The organism is Amycolatopsis sp. WGS_07 (assembly GCF_045278895.1).
Taxonomy (GTDB): domain Bacteria; phylum Actinomycetota; class Actinomycetes; order Mycobacteriales; family Pseudonocardiaceae; genus Amycolatopsis.
The window spans coordinates 9,416,128-9,435,536 of sequence record NZ_CP136053.1 but is presented as its reverse complement, the minus strand read 5'-3'; the positions used below and the strand labels follow the sequence as shown (position 1 = coordinate 9,435,536).

The 19,409-nt window shown below is 70.5% G+C and carries 17 protein-coding genes and 1 pseudogene; 6 read left to right on the top strand and 12 right to left on the bottom strand.

Annotated elements, in window-relative coordinates; all coding sequences use genetic code 11:
* The first annotated feature begins 6 nt into the window (after positions 1-6).
* The 3 genes from RPX00_RS44330 to RPX00_RS44320 are packed head-to-tail and all read left to right on the top strand — an operon-like array spanning position 7 to position 6,097.
* Positions 7-1,869: an ATP-binding cassette domain-containing protein gene (locus RPX00_RS44330; protein ID WP_406634929.1), complete on the top strand. Its 1,863-nt coding sequence runs from the start codon at positions 7-9 to the stop codon at positions 1,867-1,869.
* On the top strand, positions 1,866-4,850 hold the full coding sequence (locus tag RPX00_RS44325) for a lantibiotic dehydratase (protein WP_406634927.1): 2,985 nt from the start codon (positions 1,866-1,868) through the stop codon (positions 4,848-4,850). The genes RPX00_RS44330 and RPX00_RS44325 overlap by 4 nt, the downstream gene beginning before the upstream one ends.
* Positions 4,847-6,097 (top strand): lanthionine synthetase C family protein, encoded by a 1,251-nt coding sequence (locus tag RPX00_RS44320; protein ID WP_406634925.1) that lies wholly within the window; start codon positions 4,847-4,849, stop codon positions 6,095-6,097. The genes RPX00_RS44325 and RPX00_RS44320 overlap by 4 nt, the downstream gene beginning before the upstream one ends.
* Here the strand turns inward: RPX00_RS44320 and RPX00_RS44315 are convergent.
* The 4 genes from RPX00_RS44315 to RPX00_RS44300 all read right to left on the bottom strand — a co-directional run bounded on the left by RPX00_RS44315 (position 6,094) and on the right by RPX00_RS44300 (position 9,028).
* Complete coding sequence (locus RPX00_RS44315) at positions 6,094-6,258, bottom strand: ATP-binding protein (protein ID WP_406643306.1); 165 nt, start codon at positions 6,256-6,258, stop codon at positions 6,094-6,096. The two genes, RPX00_RS44320 and RPX00_RS44315, sit on opposite strands and share 4 nt — an antisense overlap.
* Positions 6,259-6,409: 151 nt before the next feature.
* Positions 6,410-7,771 carry a sensor histidine kinase gene (locus tag RPX00_RS44310; RefSeq protein ID WP_406634923.1) on the bottom strand — a complete coding sequence of 454 codons (1,362 nt, stop codon included), beginning with the start codon at positions 7,769-7,771 and terminating at the stop codon, positions 6,410-6,412.
* Complete coding sequence (locus RPX00_RS44305; RefSeq protein WP_406634921.1) at positions 7,768-8,448, bottom strand: winged helix-turn-helix domain-containing protein; 681 nt, start codon at positions 8,446-8,448, stop codon at positions 7,768-7,770. Before RPX00_RS44305 ends, RPX00_RS44310 begins: the two co-directional genes overlap by 4 nt.
* A 196-nt stretch (positions 8,449-8,644) precedes the next feature.
* Positions 8,645-9,028: a hypothetical protein gene (locus RPX00_RS44300; protein WP_406634919.1), complete on the bottom strand. Its 384-nt coding sequence runs from the start codon at positions 9,026-9,028 to the stop codon at positions 8,645-8,647.
* A 139-nt stretch (positions 9,029-9,167) separates the two neighbouring features.
* Between RPX00_RS44300 and RPX00_RS44295 the strand changes: the two genes are divergently transcribed.
* Positions 9,168-9,539 carry a winged helix-turn-helix transcriptional regulator gene (locus RPX00_RS44295; RefSeq protein ID WP_406634917.1) on the top strand — a complete coding sequence of 124 codons (372 nt, stop codon included), beginning with the start codon at positions 9,168-9,170 and terminating at the stop codon, positions 9,537-9,539.
* Between the two features lie 17 nt (positions 9,540-9,556).
* Here the strand turns inward: RPX00_RS44295 and RPX00_RS44290 are convergent, their stop codons facing one another.
* On the bottom strand, positions 9,557-10,324 hold the full coding sequence (locus RPX00_RS44290) for an IclR family transcriptional regulator (RefSeq protein ID WP_406634915.1): 768 nt from the start codon (positions 10,322-10,324) through the stop codon (positions 9,557-9,559).
* Between the two features lie 157 nt (positions 10,325-10,481).
* Between RPX00_RS44290 and RPX00_RS44285 the strand changes: the two genes are divergently transcribed.
* The gene (locus tag RPX00_RS44285) at positions 10,482-11,192 is read left to right on the top strand and encodes a CoA transferase subunit A (protein ID WP_406634913.1); all 711 of its coding nucleotides are present in this window, start codon (positions 10,482-10,484) and stop codon (positions 11,190-11,192) included.
* Positions 11,189-11,818: a CoA transferase subunit B gene (locus RPX00_RS44280; protein ID WP_406634910.1), complete on the top strand. Its 630-nt coding sequence runs from the start codon at positions 11,189-11,191 to the stop codon at positions 11,816-11,818. Before RPX00_RS44285 ends, RPX00_RS44280 begins: the two co-directional genes overlap by 4 nt.
* 230 nt (positions 11,819-12,048) lie before the next feature.
* Here RPX00_RS44280 and fahA read toward each other — a convergent pair whose 3' ends face one another.
* The 7 genes and pseudogenes from fahA to RPX00_RS44245 all read right to left on the bottom strand — a co-directional run bounded on the left by fahA (position 12,049) and on the right by RPX00_RS44245 (position 19,400).
* Positions 12,049-13,218 carry a fumarylacetoacetase gene (fahA, locus tag RPX00_RS44275; protein WP_406634908.1) on the bottom strand — a complete coding sequence of 390 codons (1,170 nt, stop codon included), beginning with the start codon at positions 13,216-13,218 and terminating at the stop codon, positions 12,049-12,051.
* A complete protein-coding gene (locus RPX00_RS44270) occupies positions 13,215-14,072 on the bottom strand; it encodes a hypothetical protein (protein WP_406643304.1) in 858 nt (285 codons plus the stop codon). Before RPX00_RS44270 ends, fahA begins: the two co-directional genes overlap by 4 nt.
* Positions 14,039-15,238, bottom strand: coding sequence for a homogentisate 1,2-dioxygenase (locus tag RPX00_RS44265; RefSeq protein WP_406634906.1), 1,200 nt, complete (start codon positions 15,236-15,238; stop codon positions 14,039-14,041). Before RPX00_RS44265 ends, RPX00_RS44270 begins: the two co-directional genes overlap by 34 nt.
* Before the next feature lie 83 nt (positions 15,239-15,321).
* Positions 15,322-15,861 carry a MarR family winged helix-turn-helix transcriptional regulator gene (locus RPX00_RS44260; RefSeq protein ID WP_378311861.1) on the bottom strand — a complete coding sequence of 180 codons (540 nt, stop codon included), beginning with the start codon at positions 15,859-15,861 and terminating at the stop codon, positions 15,322-15,324.
* Between the two features lie 44 nt (positions 15,862-15,905).
* A complete protein-coding gene (locus RPX00_RS44255) occupies positions 15,906-17,231 on the bottom strand; it encodes an MFS transporter (protein ID WP_406634904.1) in 1,326 nt (441 codons plus the stop codon).
* A gap of 38 nt (positions 17,232-17,269) precedes the next feature.
* A complete protein-coding gene (locus tag RPX00_RS44250; protein WP_406634902.1) occupies positions 17,270-18,676 on the bottom strand; it encodes an FAD-dependent oxidoreductase in 1,407 nt (468 codons plus the stop codon).
* A pseudogene (locus RPX00_RS44245) lies at positions 18,673-19,400 on the bottom strand (SDR family NAD(P)-dependent oxidoreductase). The gene RPX00_RS44250 and the pseudogene RPX00_RS44245 overlap by 4 nt, the downstream one beginning before the upstream one ends.
* Positions 19,401-19,409: the final 9 nt, after the last annotated feature.

Sequence of the window (19,409 nt, the reverse complement as noted above, 5' to 3'; positions counted from 1 at the left end):
GAGGCGATGACGGACCGGGACGTCCTGTTCGGCGGCGGGCTGACGACCCGGTCCGGAACCGGCCATCCAGGCGGCCGGACGCCGATCCGGCGGCTGCCCGCGCTGGTCGGGCGCACCGCGGTGCTGGCCTGGCGGGCCGACCGCGGTGCGCTCGCCGCGCTGGTGACCGCTCAGGTGCTGGCTGGCGTGGCGACGGCGGCCGGGCTGTTCACCGCGCAGCGGCTGATGGCGGCGATCGTCTCCGGGCAGCCGTCGGCGTTCGTCCTGCCGGTGGCCGTGCTCGTCGCGGCCGCGGCGGTACGCGGGCTCGGGCAGGCCGTGGCGACCGCGGCCGGCGGTCGGCTGGGTCCGAAGGTTTCCCGTGCGGCGCAAGAGAAACTGCTCGCGACGGTCGCCGAGGCCGAGCTGCTGGCGGTCGAGGATTCGGAGTTCCAGAACCTCGTCGCGTCGGCGCGTCGCGGCGCGGATTCGGCGCAGCGCATCGTCGAGCGGGCGGTCGGGCTGAACGGCGTGCTGCTGGCGATGACGGCGGCCGCGGCCGCGCTGGCGGCGTTCAGCCCGCTCCTGCTCCCGGTGCTGGGGCTGGTCGTCGCGGCGCACGTGTGGGGAGCCGGGCGGACCGCCGGATCGCGGTTCGCCTCGGTCACCCGGCGGACCGAGCACACCCGGCAGCTCGACCAGCTCGCGATGCTGCTGACCAGCCGGTCCAGCGCCGAGGAGGTCCGGGCGAACCGGCTGGGCGGGTTCCTGCTCGGGCACTACCGGCGCCTCGCCGCGGACGCCGAGCGGGAGCAGGCCCGGCTGGCCAGACGGGAAGCCGGGACGCAGGTGCTGACCGGAACCGTCGCCGGGTTCCTCGGGTTTCTCGGGTACGGCGCGCTGGCCCTGCTGGTGCTCGCCGGGCAGCTGCCGCTCGCGTCGGCCGCGGCGGCGGCGATCGCGATCCGGGCGAGTTCGGCCAGCGCGGGTGCGCTGGTGCTGTACCTGCGGCAGGTGTACGAGGAAAGCCTCTACTTCCAGCGCTGGGAAGAAGCGTGTGCGCAGGCAGCACGCGAGGCGATGGCGTCCGGCGCGCGCATCCCGGCCGCGAATGGCGAGATTGTCGCGAAGGGGCTTCGGTTCACTTATCCCGGAGCCGTCGAGCCCGCGCTCGACGGCGTGGACCTGCGGTTCCGGCCGGGCGAGGTGGTGGCGCTGGTGGGGGAGAACGGCTCGGGAAAGTCCACTGTGGCCAAAGTGCTCGCCGGGCTGTATCCGCCGGACGGCGGTTCGCTGTGCTGGGCCGGGGTTCCGTACGCCCAGCTGGACCGGGCGCGGCTCGCCGGCCGGATCGCGGTGCTGTCGCAGAGCTTCGTGCAGTGGCCGTTCACCGCGCGGATGAACGTCGGCGTCGGCCGGGCCGACCGGGAACCCGACCCGGAGTCGCTGGCCGCCGCGGTGCGCGAAACCGGGGCCGCGCCGGTGATCGACCGGCTCGCCCTCGGCTGGGACACCCTGCTGGCCAGGGAGTTCTGGGGCGGGGTGAATCTGTCCGGCGGCCAGTGGCAGCGCATCGCACTGGCCAGGACGTGGTTTCGCGACGCGCCGGTGCTGATCGTGGACGAGCCGACGGCCGCGCTCGATCCGGCCGCCGAGATCGGCGTCTTCGACCGGATCGGCGGGCTCGCCCGGGCCGGGCGCACGGTCGTGCTGATCACCCACCGGCTCGCCTCGGTCGCCGCGGCCGACCGGATTTACGTTCTGCACCAAGGAAAAGTCGTCGAGCAGGGCACGCATGCCGAACTGCTCGCGACCGGCGGCCGGTACGCGTCGGAGTACCTGCTGCAGGCCGCGCAGTTCGGCGCGAAGGAAAAGAGCGGACAGCCATGACTGAAGACCGCGGCTTCGGCCACCCCACGCACGCCATCGCCCGGCTCACCCGGTTGTCCACTTCGGACAGTCTGCCGCGCGTGCCGGACTCGCCGGGCTCGGCACCCGAGCTGCGCCGGTTCCTCTGCGAAGTGGCTGCGCATCCGGTGTTGTTCGAGGCGATCGCCGTCTCCAGCACCGGATTGGCCGACGCAGTAAAGAAAATCGCCGCCGGAGACGTCGAGGTACCGCTTAAGCGGCTACGGCGGGTGGCGCTTTCGGCCGCCCGGTACCGCAGCCGGATCGTCCATCGCCCGACCCCGTTCGGCCTGCTCGCCGGGGTCGCCGAAGTCCGCTTCGCCGACACCGCCAAGGCGCGGATCGGCACCGCGCACCGCAAACGCGTCCGGGCGGATCTCGAATGGCTCGCCGGAGTGCTCGACTCCGGCGAGCCGGACGCGCTGGCCAAGCTGCGGGTAGTCGCGAACGACCTGTGTTTCCGCCGGGGCGACCGCCTGGTGCTGCCCTTCTGCCGCGCGGACGGCGAAACCCCGGGCGCCGACGACCGCGAACAGACGGTGCGGCACACCGCGGCGGTCGAGGTCGCCCTGGCTGCGGCTGCCCGGCCACGGCCGTTCACCGAGGTCGCCGAGCGGCTCGGCAGCGAGTTCCCCGAGGCCGGGCCGGAAACCGTGCACGGCATGCTCGCCGAACTGGTCCGCATGGGATTCCTCCTGACCGACCTGCGTCCGCCCGCCGACGCCGACGACCCGCTCCACCACGTCCTCGGCGTCCTGGACGGGCACGACGACCTCCAGCCGATCACCCGGATGCTGGAGGACTACGAGTCCGCCCCGCTCGGCACCGGCCTCCAGCAGTGGGAGACGGCGGTCGCGCGGATGCGGAAGCTGCACGTCAACGAGCGGCCGGTCAAGGTCGACCTCGGCATCGACGCCGATCTCGTGCTGCCCACGGCGGTCCCCGAGGAGTTGGCCCGCGCGGCCGAGGCCGCCTGGCGCGCGCTGCCGGCCACCTTCGCGCCGATCCACCGCCTCGCCGAGTTCCGTGCCGAGTTCGTCGGGCGATACGGCTACGACGCGATCGTGCCGATCCAGGAACTGCTCGACCCGCATCGCGGCCTCGGTGCCCCGTCCGGATACCTCCAGCCGCCCGCGCCGCACCGCGGTCCGGGCCGGGAGCGGACCCGGGACGAGCGGCGCGACCAGGTGCTTTTCGACCTGATCCAGCACACGGACGGCCGGGAAATCGTCCTCGACGAGGAGGTGGTCGACCGGCTGTCGGGGCACCGCGAGCCGCCGACCTGCCCGATCGAGGCCTGCGTGCAGGTGCTGGCGGAGTCCGAGGAATCCCTGCTGGCGGGCGATTTCGGACTGGCCGTGATGCCGTTGAGCTACACCCTGCCCGGCGGGATGTTCGGGCGGTTCCTGCCGCTGCTGCCCGGGCTGCGCGACGTCGTCGCCGAATCGGGCGCGGCACGGGCCGGTGCGGTGCCCGCGCAGCTGACCAGCGTGCTGACCCGGTCGCGGTTCGCCAACGTGGCCCAGGTCCCGTCGTTGACCGAACGCAAACTGGCCGTCGGGGTGTTCGCCGACCGGGCGGTCGAGGAGGGGCTGGCTGACCTGGGAATCACCGCGGACCAGGACCGGCTGGCGGTCCGCAGCCTGCGCACCGGCGAGGAACTGGTGCCGGTGCTGTTCCACGGGCTGAACCCGACGATCAGCATGCCGAACGCGGTGCGTCTGCTCGTGGACATCGGCGAGTACCAGTCTCCGCCGTGGCCGCTGTGGCATTGGGGCGCGGCGGGGCAGTTGCCGTTCCTGCCGCGAGTCCGGTTCGGCCGCACCGCGCTGTCCCCGGCGAGGTGGCGGCCGGATGCGGCGCTGCTCGACAAGACCGTGTCGTGGCGCGAGTGGTCCGAGACTTTGCGGCGCTGGCGTGAGACGCGGCGCGTCCCGGACGTCGTCGAGGCCACCCGGACCGATCACCGGCTGCGGCTGGACCTCAGGTCCGAACTGGACTGCCGCCAGCTGTTCGACGAGCTGCGCAAGGAACCCGGCACCGTACTGCAGGAGGAGCCGTTCGACGGTGCTTTCGGCTCGGGCTGGACGGGCGGCCACCCGACGGAAATCGTCGTCCCGCTCCGCCCGAAAACGCCCGTTCGCCCAGCCCAGCCACCGCTGTCGGCCGAACGGATCGCGGTGGCCTCGGCCCGTGCGCAACGCGACGACTGGCTCTCGGTCAAGCTGTATGCCGAACCCTTCGCGCACGACGAGCTGCTGGCGGACCACATACCCGCGCTGGTCTCGGCAATCGGCGCGGACCGGTGGTTCTTCCTGCGCTACCAAGACCCGCGCGCCCATCTGCGGCTCCGGTTCCACGGCGACGCGCTGCCCGCGGTTCGCGAATGGACCAGCCATCTGGTCGCCGCCGGACTGGCCCGAGAGTCCATTGTGGACACCTACCGTCCCGAGATCAGCCGTTACGGCGGCCCGGAGGCCATCGCCTTCGCCGAGGCCGTCTTCCACGCTGATTCGATCGCAGCGCTGGCACAGCTGAACACCGACCTTCCCGCCGACCTGCTGGTCGCCGCGAACTGCCTTGACCTCGCCAGCAGACTCCACGGCGAAGGCTGGGAAGACTGGCTGCGCACCGCCTATCCCAAAGACCGGTCACACGCCGCCTTCCAAGCACAGCGGAAGGAAGCAGTGCGGCTGCTTTCCCCCTGGGACGGCTGGCCAGACCTGCCCAGTACGGTCCTCGAAGCCTGGGAGCGACGGGCACCGCATCTCGAACGCTACGGCGAAGTCCTGCGCGATCTCACCGCGCGAGGGGCGATCGAGTCGCCGTCGTCGGCTTTCCGCGCCGTGCTGCACATGCACCACAACCGGCTGGCGGGAATCAGCCCGGCCGCCGAACGCAACTGCTACGCGATCGCCCGCGGCGTCGCGCAGGCTCGTGCCGACCGGGAGCGGAACCGATGAACACCGTCGAAGCGATCGCCCGCACACTGAGTTCCCCGGACGACGTCGTCGCCATCACCGACGCTCCCGGCAACCGGATGTCCGCGCCGGGCGGCGACCGTTCGCCGTGGGTCCCACTGTCCCTTTCGGACGGTTACCCGGCCATCGCGCTGCTGTTCGCCGAACTCGCCGCCGAGGACCCGGCGTACGGCCCGCTCGCGCACGAATACCTGGCCCGAGCCATGGACGCCGGGCCGACCGCCGAGCCCGGCCTCTTCCGCGGACCGGTCGCGCTGGCCTTCGCCGCCCACAACGCCGCTGTCGGGTCCGGTCGTTACCCGGTGCTGCTGTCCGCATTGGACGAAGCGGTCAGCGCCTCCGCGAAGGAGTACGCGAACCACGTGGTGCAGGGCCTCCGGCGGTTGGGCGTGGTCGGGTCCTGGCGCTACGACGTCATCTCCGGGATCACCGGAATCGGCCGTTACCTGCTGGCCCGAGGCGAGGAAGACGGACTCCGCGCGGTGCTCTCCGCACTGGTCGAGGTCGCGGTTTCCGACGACAGCGACCGGCCGGGCTGGTGGGTCCTGCACGACGTGAGCCACGGCCCGGAGCAGGTGTCCGAGCACCTGAATTTCGGTGTGGCACACGGCATCGGCGGCCCGCTGGCTTTGCTCGCGCTCGCCTGGACCGCCGGAGTCCGGGTCGACCGGCACGACGAAGCGATCGCCGCCGTCGTCGACGTGCTGACCCGATGGCGCGCGGTCGACCCGGCCGGCCCGTACTGGCCCAACTGGCTCGGCGACCTCGACGGCGGACCCTCGGCGAGCCGGATCCGCGACGTCTGGTGCTACGGCGCCGCCGGCCTGGCCAGGTCGCTTTACCTGGCCGGACGGGCTCTCGACGCACCGGACTGGACCGCCGAAGCCACCGCCGCGTTCGACGCGGTCCTGGCGACCGAAGGCGGAGCCATCCACGACTTCTCGCTCTGCCACGGCTGGGCGGGCCTGTTGCAGATCACCACGCGGATGGCCTGCGACACCGAGACCCCCGGCTACTGGACCGCAGCCGACGCCATGGCGGAGCGGATCGTGTCGGCCTTCGACCCCGGCAAGCCGTTCGGATATCACCTGGACCACCCGTCCGCGCAGCTCGGCCCGGACCGCCCTGGTTTTCTTGACGGTGCCGCCGGGATCGCCCTCGCGCTGCACTGTCACGCGCGGAAGGCTGTCCCGCAGACGGAGTGGGATGCGGCGCTTCTGCTTGCTTAGCTGGGGTGGGCCAATGGCAGTGTGATGGTGAACGCCGCCCCGCCTTCGGGGGCTGGTCCGGCGGTTAGCGTGCCGCCCATCCGCGTGACCAGTCCGTGAGCCAATGCCAGGCCGATGCCGGACCCGACCGGACGGCTGTCGCGATAGCGGGCGTTGAGCACCCCGCGTTCGAAGGCCACCGGATAGCCCTCCGGCGCGAGCCCCGGACCGCCCCGGTTTTCTCGATGGTGCCGCCGGGATCGCGCTCGCGTTGCACTGTCACGCGCGGAAGGCTGTCCCGCAGACGGAGTGGGATGCGGCGCTTCTGCTCGCTTAGCTGGGCTGGGCCAACGGCAGCGTGATGGTGAACGCCGCTCCGCCTTCGGGGGCCGGTCCGGCGGTCAGCGTGCCGCCCATCCGCGTGACCAGTCCGTGAGCCAGCGCCAGCCCGATGCCGGATCCGACCGGACGGCGGTCGCGATAACGCGCGTTCAGTACCCCGCGTTCAAAGGCCACCGGATAGCCCTCCGGCGCGAGCCCCGGCCCGCCGTCCCGGACCGACAGGTGCGCGTGGCCCTCCGCAACAGCCAGCGCGAACACCATCGGCGCACCCGCGGGCGTGACCCGCAAAGCGTTCTCCGCCAAGCCGTCCACGACCTGGTGCAGCCGTCGAGCATCGGCAGTGACCAGGGCGGTTCCCGGGTCCGACTGCACAGTCAGCGGCACCTCCGAACGGGCGCAGCGCAGTTCCCACACTTCCGCGCAGTCCCGGACCAACGCGGCGAGGTCGAGAGTGCCCAGATCGAGTTGGAATTCGTCGGCACCGAGGCGGGCGAGTTCCAGCAGATCGGACACCAGCCGTTCCAGCCGTTGCGCCTCGCGATGGATGGTCTCGCCAGCTCGGCGGGCGTCCGGCCCCTCGGCGACTCCGTCGGCGATCGCCTCGGCGAAACCGGTCACCGCCGTCAGTGGGGTGCGCAGCTCGTGAGACACCGACAGCAGGAATTCCCGTTGCCGTGCTTCGCTTCGAGCGAGGGCGTCGGCGAGTTCATTCAGCGAACCAGCGACCTGCGCGACCTCAGCGGGACCTTCCACCGGCACCCGGACGTCGCGTCGACCGGCCCGGAGACTGCCCGCCGCGGCGGCCGCACGCCGGAGCGGACGGCCCAGCAACCGCCCGGAAACGTATCCGGCGACGGCGGCGACCAGCAGCCCGATGCCCAGTGCCAGAAGGATGTTGCGCACCAACGCGTGCTGCGTCGCCTCCGCGCTGCGCACCGGCTGGACGAGCGCGAACGCCGCCTGCGGACCGACCGGCCGCACCTCCACGAGGTAGTCGAGGTCGCCGATCGAGACCCGCGTCGAACGGTCCTTTCCGGACGTGAGCCCGGCCCGCTCCGCCGCGCGCACCGCGGCCGCCTGCCCGGAATTCTGGCCGCTGACCCGGTGCACGACGACCTCGATGCCCTGCCCTCGCACCACCGCGGCCACCTTGCCGATCGCGAGCCGGTTGCCGATCCCGGTGCCGTCGAGCTGCCCGGCGACGACGTCGGCCTGGTCCCGCAACGACTGCTGCAGCACGGAATCAGCGGTGCTGCGGACCAGCCGGGAGGCGACGAGCCCGGCCACGAGCACCGCGATCCCGGCGACGGCCAGGCACACCACGGTGATCCGGAGGGCGAGCGTGCCTCTCATCCGGTGTCCGCGGCGTAGCCGATGCCCCGGACGGTCCGGATTGGACTGTCGTCGCCGAGTTTCGCCCGCAACTGTGCGACATGCACGTCCACCGTGCGGGTCCCGGCCGCCGCGGCGTATCCCCAGACCGCGCTGAGCAGCTGATCGCGCGACAGGACCTGACCGGGGTGACGCAGCAGATAGGCGAGCAGATCGAACTCAGTGGAAGTGAGCGCGACCTCGGCCTCGCCCGCCCAGGCCCGGCGGCCCGCGACGTCGATGCGCACACCGCCAAAAGCGAGCGTCGCGGCCGGATTGCCGGACGCGCGGCGCAGCACAGTCCGTACCCGGGCAGCCAGCTCGCGGGGACTGAACGGTTTGGTCAAGTAGTCGTCCGCGCCGATTTCCAGGCCCAGCAAGCGATCCAGCTCGTCGTCGCGGGCAGTCACGAACAGCGCCGGCGTCCAGTCGCCCGCCGCGCGCAGGGCCCGGCAGATCTCGATGCCGTCCATTCCGGACAGTCCGATGTCGAGCACCACCGCGACCGGCCGCGACCGGCGGATCGCCGCGAGCGCCTTCGCCCCGTCCGGCTCGACCTCCACCGCGAACCCGTCGCGCCGCAAATACAGCGCGGCGAGTTCGGCGATCGCGGTCTCGTCCTCCACGACGAGAACGAGACCGCGGCCAGCTGACCCCATCCGGGCTCCCGTTCCTCCGGCAGGCTACGTCGGAGCAAACGGTACGCGGGTCACCGCGCCCCGTCGCCCGCCATGTCGGACTGGATCGAGTCCAGCGTGGACTGAATGCTGCTCAAATCACCGTCCGGCGCGGCCCGCTGATCGCAGGCAGCGCAGCCAAGCCCGACTGCAACGACCGCGATCACGACGAGCCGCCTCACTTGGGTACCGGGCAGTGCGCGGCCGTGAACGCGTCAAGCTGCTTCGCCGCGTTCGCCAGCTCACCGATCCGGCCCTGTCGCTTGTCCGCCCGCTTCTGCAACCGGTCGGCCTGCGCCGCATGGCCCTTCGTGCGCGCGTCGTTCGCCCGCGCCTTGAGATTAGCGACCGACCCGGCGACCTCCGGCCCGCCGTTGATCCGGTCGGTCAGGTTCTGTGCCTGTTTGCGCAGTTTCGGCACCCAGGCCGTGCACATCTGCTGCACCTCCTGCGGACTCAGCGTGACCGGACCCTGCGGGTCGGCGCTGGCGACCGGCGCGGCCACGAGCAGCGCCGCCGCGATCCCGCAGCCGGCCAGCGCCAGCCGCCTCGTTCCTCGCATCGTTCTCGTCCTCCCGGGTCGACGTTCGCGACCACGGTCGCGCGCCGGTGTACGAGCGGTGTGGGACGAATGTTCGGGTTCGGTAAAGCCCGCTGACCCGGGGGAGTGTTACTCTCTTCCGGAGAGTGAGGAGGCCGCCATGCTGGGAAATCCGTACGACCGCGACTGCCCGACGCGCCAGCTGCTCGACCGGATCGGCGACCAGTGGACGGTGCTCATCGTCGGCGCCCTGGTGGACGGCCCGCTGCGGTTCACCGAGATCGGCAAGCGCGTCGAGGGAATCTCGCAGAAGGTCCTCACGCAAACCCTGCGCAGCCTGGTCCGCGACGGCATCCTCGTCCGCACCGCGTACCCGGTGATCCCGCCGAAGGTCGAGTACGAACTGACCCAGCTGGGCCGCAACCTCGCCGAACCGCTGGACCTGCTGGACCGCTGGGCCCGCCAGAACATGGACCAGGTGACAGCCGCCCGCGCGGCTTACGACGCGGAGCACGCCGCCACCGCCTCGTGAGCGGCGCAGCCGGACACTCAAGAGGGCTGCCGAAGCACATTCGTCAACGTATGTGCCTCCTTGAGCAGCAACGCCCCCAGCTCACCCCTCCGCTCCGCCCGGAACCGCGACTCCACCCCGGTCAACGTCAGTGCCCAGGCCGGCTCCCCGCTCGGCGTGAACACCGCCGCCGCCATTCCCCAGCTGCCCTCGACCACCAGGCCGGGATTGGTCGAGTACCCGTCCTCCCGCGTCCGCGCGATCCGGGCCCGCACCTCCTCCGCCCTGTGTGCCGGGCCCCACTCCGCGGTGAGGTCCACAGTGGACAGGTATTCCTCGACCTCCCGGTCCGGCAGCATCGACAGCACCACCAGCCCCGCCGACACCACGCCCAGCGGGAATCGCGCGCCCTCGTACAGCACGAACGAGCGGATCGGGAAGTCGCCGTCCTCGCGCAGCAGGCACACCGTCTCGTTGCCGCGGCGGGCGGAGAAGAACGCGCTTTCCCCGGTGGCCGCGGCCAGCCGGTGGACGCTCGCGCGCGCCTGCTGGGTCACGTCGTAGCGCGGGGCGGCCGCTTCGCCGAGCAGGTACAGCTCCGGGCCCAGGTACCAGCGGGCGCTCTGCCGGTCGCGGTCGACGTAGCCCTCGGCGGCCAGCGACGCGAGCAGCCGGTGCACGGTCGGCCGGGCCAGCGCGCACTGGCGCGCGACCTGAGAGGTCGACGCTCCGTCGCGGTAGGTGGACAATGCGCGCAGGACCGCGGACACGCGTCCGACTACGTGGTCGGGAGGCGAGGTGGGCACGGAGAAGAGGGTACGTCCGCTCAGTGAACGCATCGGGCACGGGTGTTCGGTGCGCGAGAGGTTTGCCGGGGATCCCGGCGTGTCGGTTGACCCGTTTCCCCTGCGCTGGGTTGTATGCGGGGACTGACCACTCACCGAACGAAGTGGAGAGGATGCCGTGCCGACGAAGTACCGCAGCGCCGCGGAGGCCCTCGACGGGCTGCTCGAGGACGGGCTGACGATCGCGGTCGGGGGCTTCGGCCTCACCGGGAACCCGAACGACCTCATCGAGGCGGTCCGGGACTCGGGCGTGCGCGATCTGACGATCGTCTCGAACAACATGGGAGTCGACGGGGCCGGGCTCGGCATCCTGCTCGAGAACCGCCAGGTGCGCCGCGTCATCGCGTCGTACGTGGGCGAGAACAAGCTGTTCGCGCAGCAGTACCTCGACGGGACCGTCGAGGTGGAGTTCGCGCCGCAGGGGACGCTGGCCGAGCGGATGCGCGCGGGCGGCGCCGGGATCCCGGCGTTCTACACCAAGTCCGGCGTCGGCACGCCGATCGCCGAGGGCAAGCCGCACGCGGAGTTCGACGGTGTCACCTACGTGCAGGAGCGGGGCATCGTCGCCGACCTTTCGCTGGTACACGCCTACGTCGCGGACCCGGCCGGGAACCTGATCTACCGGTACGCCTCGCGCAACTTCAACCCGCTCGTCGCGACCTGCGGGAAGGTGACGATCGCCGAGACCGAGCAGATCTCGGACGAGTACCTCGACCCGGAGCGGATCATCACGCCGGGGATTTACGTGCAGCGGCTGATCAAGGCGGCTGAGCGGGAAAAGCAGATCGAGAAGCGGACCGTGCGCGTGCGTGAGGAGGCGTCGGCGTGAGCTGGAGTCGGGACGAGATGGCCGCGATCGGGGCTCGCGAGCTGCGGGACGGCGATTACGTGAATCTCGGGATCGGGATTCCCACGATGGTGGCGAACCATTTGCCGGACGGTGTGCAGGTTACGTTGCACAGCGAGAACGGGATTCTTGGGCTGGGGCCGTTTCCTTGGGAGGGGGAAGAGGATCCGGATCTGGTGAATGCTGGGAAGCAGACTGTTACGTTGCAGCCTGGGGCCAGTTTGTTTGATTCCGCTGAGTCGTTCGCGATGATTCGCGGTGGGCATATTGATCTTGCGTTGCTCGGGGCGTTGCAGGTCGGGGCCAATGGGGATTTGGCTAACTGGACGGTTCCTGGGGCGTTGGTCAAGGGGATGGGCGGGGCGATGGATCTCGTCGCCGGGGCTCGTCGGGTGGTGATCATTACTGATCACACCGCTAAGGACGGGACGCCGAAGATTGTGGAGAAGTGCACCCTGCCTTTGACTGGGGCTGGGGTGGTTAATCGGATCATCACGAATCTTGCGGTGCTGGATGTTACTGATGACGGGTTGAAGCTGGTCGAGGTCGCGCCTGGGGTTTCTTTGGAAGAGGTGCGGGAGAAGACTGGGGCTCCGATTGCGGAGTAGTGCTTGCGTGGGGCACCCCGAAGCTCGATTGTGACTACGGCGCGGGGGTGTTTGTCAAGGCGGGAAAGATGCCTTGACAAACACCCCCGCGCCGCGTTTTGGCTTCGTATCGGGGTGCGGGGGAGGGCTGGGTGCCTCGATGGGGTGGGTGCATCGGCGGCGGTCGAGGTCCGTGAAGGACTCCTTGAGGGAAATAGATTCCCTCAAGGAGTCCTTCACGTCCGTTGGAGTTACTGGGCGGGGAGGATTCGTCCGCTTACCTCGCCGAAGCCCAGTTTCGCGCCGGTGCTGGTGGTGGCGGTGCCGGTGATGGTGACCTCGTCGCCATCCTGCAGGAAGGTGCGGGACTCGCCCTTGACGGTCAAGGGATCGCGGCCGCCCCAGGAGAGTTCCAGGAACGAGCCTCGTTCCGCCGGGTCCGCCCCGGAGATCGTGCCGGAGCCGTAGAGGTCGCCGGTGCGGGCGGAGGCTCCGTTGACGGTCAGGTGGGCCAGCATCTGCGCGGGGGACCAGTACATCTCGCGGTACGGCGGGCGGGCGACCTCCTGGCCGTTCCACTCCACCGTCAGGTCGATGTTCAGGCCCCACGGCGACGTTTCCCGCAGGTAGGGCAGGGGTTCCGGGGACGTCTGGCCGGGCAGCGGGACGCGGGCCTCGGCCAGGGCCAGGATCGGGACCACCCAGGGCGAGATGGACGTCGCGAAGCTCTTGCCCAGGTTCGGGCCCAGCGGGACGTACTCCCAGGCCTGGATGTCGCGGGCGGACCAGTCGTTCAGCAGGACCGCGCCGAAGACGTGGCGAGGGAAGTCGTCGGGGGAGATCGGCGTGTTGGCGGGGGTGCCCGCGCCGACGATGAAGCCCAGTTCCGCCTCGATGTCCAGGCGGGTGCTCGGGCCGAAGACCGGGCCGTCCTCGCCCTTGCGCTGGCCGCTCGGGCGGACGACGTCGGTGCCGGACACGTACACCGTTCCGGCGCGGCCGTGGTAGCCGACCGGGAGGTGTTTCCAGTTGGGCAGCAACGGTTCCGCGTCCGGACGGAACAGGCGGCCGACGTTCGACGCGTGGTGTTCGGAGGCGTAGAAGTCGACGTAATCGGCGACTTCGACGGGCAGGTGCAGCTTCACGTCGGCCACCGCGTGCACGGCTTCGGCGGGCACCTCCCCGGTCACCAGCGTCTGGAGGCGCGTGCGGACCTCGACCCAGCGGTCGTAGCCCTGCGCCATGAAGGCGTTGAGCGTCGGCTCGGCGAAGACCGCGTCGCCGAGGGCGATCGACAGGTCCAGCACGTGCTCGCCCACGCGCACGCCCACTCGCGGACTGCCGTCGCCTGCCGAGAAGACGCCGTACGGCAGGTTTTCGACGCCGAAGGGGGAGCCGGCGGGGATGTCGAGCACGGTCATGCGGTGGCTCCGATCAGGCCTAGGTCGGTCAGTTCAGTGAGCGGGTCGGTGATGCTGCAGGTGCCGAAGGACGTGAACCGCGCGCGGGCTGCCGCCAGGCGTTCCGGGGACAGGGCGCGGATGCGGTCGGCGACCGTCGTGGCGTCGCGTTCGGCAAGCAGGGCAATGACTTCCGCGTCCTCCGCACCGCGGTCGACGGCCTCGGCGGCGAGCAGGAGGTTCAGGAAGCCGTGCTGTTCGAAGCCGGTCGCCGGGTCCGTGTTGCGGATCGCGTGGTGCAGGCCGGCGGTCGCCTTGAACGGGACGCCCGCCTCGGCGGTCGCGCGGATCGCGGCGGCGAGTTCGGCCTCGTCCGGGTAGTACTCGGCCGACGTGCCGCCGGTGCGGAACTTCGCCTTGTGCGGGGTGCCGGAAAGGGCCCGCAGCAAGGGAACCCGGCGGTCGTCGCGGGGGATCTCCACGGCGACCGGGACCGGGCAACCGTCCACTGCGGACAGGAACTCGGCGACGTCCATTCCTTGCGGCACCGCGATTTCCAGCGATTCGACCGACACCGGCAGGCCGTCGACGGCCTTGAGGACGTCGACGATCCCGGCCGGACCGGCGGGCAGCGTCACGGTGAGCGGCAGGACCGTTTCGCGGCCGGCGACGACCTCGGCGAGTTCTGCCAGCCCGGACGCGGCGACGACCAGCGGGCCGACCATCGCCGCGTAAGACGAAGCAGTGTGCCGGTCGTGCGCGGCGACGGCGTCCGGCAGCGGCGCGAGACCGGGCGGGAAGACCGCCGCGTCGTCCAGCAGGCCGCGGGTCAGGGCTTCGGTCACGACTGCGGTCCCCGTCCTGCCCAGGTCCAGGCGTAGCCGGGGTCGTCGCTCGCGTGGCCGCCCTCGCCGATTTCCAGCGGGCGGAACGTGTCGACCATGACGGCCAGCTCGTCGAAGAACTCCGCGCCGATCGAACGCTCCACCGCGCCCGGCTGCGGGCCGTGGCTGTGCCCGCCGGGGTGCAGGCTGATCGAGCCCTGCCCGATGCCGGAACCCTTGCGCGCCTCGTAGTTCCCGCCGCAGTAGAACATCACCTCGTCGGAGTCCACATTGGAATGGTAGTAGGGCACCGGGATCGAGAGCGGGTGGTAATCGACCTTGCGCGGGACGAAATTGCAGATGACGAAGTTGTTGCCCTCGAAGACCTGGTGCACGGGCGGCGGCTGGTGCACGCGGCCGGTGATGGGCTCGAAATCGGAGATGTTGAACGTGTACGGGTAAAGGCAGCCGTCCCAGCCGACCACGTCGAACGGGTGCGTCGGGTACACGTAGCGCGTGCCGACCACGCCGCGCGAGCCGCGGTGCTTCACCAGCACCTCGACGTCGGTGCCTTCCGCGAGCAGCGGTTCGGCCGGGCCGTGCAGGTCGCGCTCGCAGTACGGCGCGTGCTCCAGCAGCTGGCCGTAGCGCGACAGGTAGCGCTTCGGCGGCGCGATGTGCGAGTTCGCCTCGATCACATACGCGCGCAACGGCTCCGAGCCCTTCGGCACCCAGCGGTGCGTGGTGGCGCGGGGGAGGATGACGTAGTCGCCGGCGCGGGCGGGAAGCGCGCCGAACACCGTCTCGACGACCGCTTCACCGGACTCGACGTACACGCATTCGTCGCCGATCGCGTTGCGGTACAACGGAGAAGCCTCGCCGGCGGCGACGTAGGAGATCCGCACGTCGCCGTTGCCGAGCACGAGCCGGCGGTGGTTGACGACGTCCGCGCTCTTCCATTCCTCGCCCGGGAACAGCGTGTGCAGCTTGAGGTGCAACGGCTTGAGCGGGCGGTTCTCGGTGAGCGTCTGGTCCGGCAGCTCCCACGGCGTCGCGTCCACGATCGCGGACGGGATGCCGCGGTGGTAGAGCAGCGACGAGTCGGAGGAGAAGCCCTCCTCGCCCATCAGCTCCTCGGAATAGAGCCCGCCTTCGGGCGTGCGGTGCTGCGTATGCCGCTTCGGCGGGATGCTGCCCGCGCTGCGGTAGTAGGCCATGGGTCGCCTCCTCGGCGCGAAGTGATTAAAGTATGTACTACTTTCCGGCCAGCGTAGTCCACTGACTGAGCTGGCGAAAGGGGCTAGCGGCGGGTGGCGAAGCCCGCCCGGCCGGAGATGAGCTTGTCCAGCAGCATCACCAGCACGCGCTGCTCGGCCTCGGTGAGCACCTCGACCCACCCGGCCTCGCGTTCGTTCTGTGCCTCGAACACCTCGAGCATCTCGGCCTGCCCGGCCTCGGTGAGCGAAAGCCGCACCGAACGGCCGTCGGTCTCGCCCGGAGTCCGCGTCAGCAACCCCTCGCTGACCAGGGTCTTCGCCAGATTCGACACGGCCGCCCGGCTCATCCCGGTGAGCCGGGCGGCGGCGGACGGTTCGAGCGGCCCGGCCAGCCACACCACGAACAGCACCCGGAACGCCGACCACGACCGCCCGCGCGGCCGGTGCACGGCGGACTCGAGGTCGTAGGTGACCAGGTTCGACGCCCGGTTCAGGGTCAGCAGCACCTCGGTCGCGAGCTGGTGGCGGAACCCGAATTCCTCGGACAGCCTGCGGTTGGCCAGCGCGATGAACGACCAGAAGTCGAGCGAGTCGGGGTCCGGCGGCGCGGTGGCGTCCTGCATGGACAAGCACGGTACCCGCGCCGCCGGGATAGTCAAACTCGAAACTACTTCTTGACGCGGGCCCCGGCGTCGCGCGGCACCTTCAGGAAGGCCAGCATCACCGCCGCGACGACCAGGCAGCCGATCGGGAAGTACAGCCCGATCGTCACGTCGGTCTCCGACGCCGCGAGCCCGATCGCATACGGCCCGAAGAACCCGCCGAGCGCGGCGATCGAGTTGATCGCGGCGAGCCCGACCGCGGTGTGCTCCTTCGACAGCACGCGCGCGGCCATCGCCCAGTACGGCGCGAGGTAGCCGAGCACGCCGATCGCCGCCAGCGACAGGCTGACCAGCGACAACGTCGGCACGGTCTTGAACTGGATCGCGCCGAAGAACCCGATCGCGGCCACCAGCACGGTGCCGATCACGTGCCCCTTGCGCTCGCCGGTGCGGTCGGAGTTGCGGGCGAGCAGCAGCATGCCGATCGCGCCGACCACGTACGGGATCGCGCCGAGCAGTCCGATGTTGGTGGAGGAGTACTTCGGGTCGAGCTGCTTCACGATCAACGGGAGGAAGAACGTCAGCCCGTACAGGCCGCAGGCGATGAACAGGTTGGAAATCGCCAGCAGCATGACCTTGCCGTCGCGCACCGCGCGCAGCTGGCCGAGGAACGTCTCCTTCTCCTCGGGCACGTACTCGCGGTCGATCTCGGCCTGCAGCCAGGTGCTTTCCTCGGCGGTGAGGAACTTCGCGTCGGCGGGCTTGTTCGGCAGGTAGAAGAAGGTCAGCAGGCCGATCAGCACCGCGGGCGCGCCCTGCAGGATGAACACCCACTGCCAGCTGCTCATGCCGAACCAGTGCACGTGGTCGAGGATCCAGCCGCCGAACAGGCTGCCGAGGATCAGCGCGATCGGCTGCGCGAGCGCGAGCGTCGCGATGGCACGGCCGCGCTCCTTGCCGCGGAACCAGAAGGTCAGGTACAGCAGCAGCCCGGGGAACAGGCCGGCCTCGGCGATGCCGAGCAGGATCCGCGCGATCATCAGGTGCGTCACGCTCGCGACGAACCCGGTCAGCACGGTCACGATGCCCCAGCTGACCGCGATCCGGCTGAGCCACAGCCGGGCCCCGACCTTCTTCATGATCATGTTGCTGGGGACCTCGAACACCACGTAGGCGAGGAAGAAGATCGCCGACGCGACGCCGAACGTCGCGGCCGTGATGGTGAGTTCCTTGGCCATGCCGAGCTGGGCGTAGCCGATGTTCGCCCGGTCCATGTAGTTGAAGATGTAGAGCAGCAGGACGATCGGCATGACGCGGACGCCGACCTTGCGGACGGTGCGTCTGGCCAGCGGGGAGTCCGCCGTGGTGGCGGCTGCGGCGGGGACGGACATGGGTTCTCCTCGACGGTGAGCAGTAACTCTATGGGGGGTCAGGAAGCGGCGGAGCGACCGGCGATCCGGCCCATGGTGACGGCGTTGGCGACCGCGTTGCCGCCGCCGACGTAGCGGAAGCCGAGCACTCCGGCACCGGCCTCGCCCGCGGCGAACAGACCGGGCACGCGGTTGCCGCGGACATCGAGCACGGCGGCGCTGGAGTCGATCTCCAGCCCGGCGTGCGTGCAGACCAGTTCGGCGGGCAGCGTGCGGGCGGCGAAGAACGGTCCGGTGGCGATTTTCGCGGGCGGTTCGGTCGCGCCCTTCGCGGACAGCGTTTCGTGCCGCAGGAACTCCGGGTCCTCTCCGGTGGGGAGCTGGGTGTTCCATCTGTCCACAGTGGCCTGGAGGGCGTCGGCGGGCACGTTCATCTTGCCCGCGAGTTCCTCCAGCGTGTCTGCCCGCAGGGTGCGGCCAGCGTCCGCTTCGGACAGTACGTGGTCGGCGTTCCAATGTGCGTAGCCCGGCGGGAGATCGCGGCGCGCTCGGTCGTCGAAGACCATCCACACTGGACCGTCCTGCGCGGAGATGATGCCGCTGGACACCGCGTACGACGCGTCCTCGTCCATGAACCGGCGGCCGTGCGCGTTCACCAGTACCCGCGAACGCGGCGGGAACCCGGACTGCCAGTGGTGCAGGCGCTGGAAATACGCGGTCGGCAGCAGCAAACCCCAGCCCTCGCCGGTGATCGAGGCCGAAACCTGTTCGCCGAACGCGAAGTGATCGCCGCGGGAACCGGGCGCGGCGACGACGAACAGATCCTCGCCCGCCGCGTCCGCGTCCGGGTAGTACCGCGAGCGCAGGGCGGGATCCTGGGCGAACCCGCCGCTGGTCACGATCACCGCGTTCGCACGGACCTCGATGCCGTCGGCGACCACGCCGGCGACTCGGCCGTCCTCCACGAGCAGCCGTTCGACCCGGGTGTTCAGCACCGCCTCGGCGCCGGCCTTGCGGCGCGCGCGGTCGAGCACCTGGACGAGGCCGTAACCCTGGTCCTTCGGCACGTGCCCGCGCCACACGTCCTCGACCCCCGCGCGGGTCAGGCCCGGTGTGTGCGCGTCGTGCGACACCTTCGCCGGGATCTCCGCGCCGAGCCCGATCAGCCATTCGACGGCAGGCCCGGCCTCGCGGCAGAACGTCTTGAGCAGACCGGGTTTCAGCTGCCACTGGTTCAGATCGAGATAGTGCTGGAAGAACCGTTCCGGCGTGTCCTCGATGCCGAGCGCGCGCTGGACGCTCGTGCCCGCCGCGGTGAGCATGCCCGCGGACAGCTGGGTCGAGCCGCCGAGTTCCTTCTCCGACTCGAACAGCATCACCGAGGCGCCGTGCTCGGCCGCGGACACGGCGGCGGCCAATCCCGCGCCGCCTCCGCCGATCACCACGACGTCCGTGTCGACGCTCATCCCAGATCACCTCCGGCTTCGGCGAGAATGCGATGGTAGAGACCGTTCGAGACGAGACCGCCGTCCACAGTGACCTCGCTCCCGGTCAAGTAGGTGGACCGGTCCGACAGCAGGAACAGCACCGCCTCGGTGATTTCCTTCGGATCGGCCATCCGCCCGGCGGGCACACTGTCCACAGCGGACTTGACGAACGCGTCCGCGCCGGCCAGCAGCCCGGTGTCGACCAGTCCGGGATGGACGGAGTTGACCCGGATCCGCCACTTCGCGAAATTGCCCGCGGCGGATTTCGACAGCCCGGTCAGTCCCCATTTGCTCGCCGAGTAGGCGGGGAGAAGTACCCGATCTGGCCGGAGATCGACGAGATGTTCACGATCGAACCGCCGCCCGAATCGCGCATCAGCGGCGCGGCCGCGCGCATCCCGTGGAACGGCCCGGACAGGTTCACCGCGAGCACGCGGTCCCAGACCTCCGCGGTGGTGTCCTGGAATTCCAGCCGCCGCGAGATCCCGGCGTTGTTCACGAGCCCGCCGAGCGAACCGTGCTCGACGCGGATCCGGTCGAGCACGCGAGTCCACTGTGCTGGTTCGACCACGTCCATTGTGTACGGAGTGGCCGCACCGCCAGCCGCGCGGATCTCTTCCGCGATTTCGTCCGCACCAGCGAAATCCGCGACGCAGACGTGCACGCCACGCTCGCCGAGCGCGCGGGCGTGTTGCGCGCCCATCCCGTTCGC

Coding starts and splice junctions, on each gene's coding strand:
- RPX00_RS44330 (WP_406634929.1), top strand. CDS start 7: ATGACGGACCGGGACGTCCTGTTCGGCGGCGGGCTGACGACCCGGTCC.
- RPX00_RS44325 (WP_406634927.1), top strand. CDS start 1,866: ATGACTGAAGACCGCGGCTTCGGCCACCCCACGCACGCCATCGCCCGG.
- RPX00_RS44320 (WP_406634925.1), top strand. CDS start 4,847: ATGAACACCGTCGAAGCGATCGCCCGCACACTGAGTTCCCCGGACGAC.
- RPX00_RS44310 (WP_406634923.1), bottom strand. CDS start 7,771: ATGAGAGGCACGCTCGCCCTCCGGATCACCGTGGTGTGCCTGGCCGTC.
- RPX00_RS44305 (WP_406634921.1), bottom strand. CDS start 8,448: ATGGGGTCAGCTGGCCGCGGTCTCGTTCTCGTCGTGGAGGACGAGACC.
- RPX00_RS44300 (WP_406634919.1), bottom strand. CDS start 9,028: ATGCGAGGAACGAGGCGGCTGGCGCTGGCCGGCTGCGGGATCGCGGCG.
- RPX00_RS44295 (WP_406634917.1), top strand. CDS start 9,168: ATGCTGGGAAATCCGTACGACCGCGACTGCCCGACGCGCCAGCTGCTC.
- fahA (WP_406634908.1), bottom strand. CDS start 13,218: ATGACCGTGCTCGACATCCCCGCCGGCTCCCCCTTCGGCGTCGAAAAC.
- RPX00_RS44265 (WP_406634906.1), bottom strand. CDS start 15,238: ATGGCCTACTACCGCAGCGCGGGCAGCATCCCGCCGAAGCGGCATACG.
- RPX00_RS44260 (WP_378311861.1), bottom strand. CDS start 15,861: ATGCAGGACGCCACCGCGCCGCCGGACCCCGACTCGCTCGACTTCTGG.
- RPX00_RS44255 (WP_406634904.1), bottom strand. CDS start 17,231: ATGTCCGTCCCCGCCGCAGCCGCCACCACGGCGGACTCCCCGCTGGCC.
- RPX00_RS44250 (WP_406634902.1), bottom strand. CDS start 18,676: ATGAGCGTCGACACGGACGTCGTGGTGATCGGCGGAGGCGGCGCGGGA.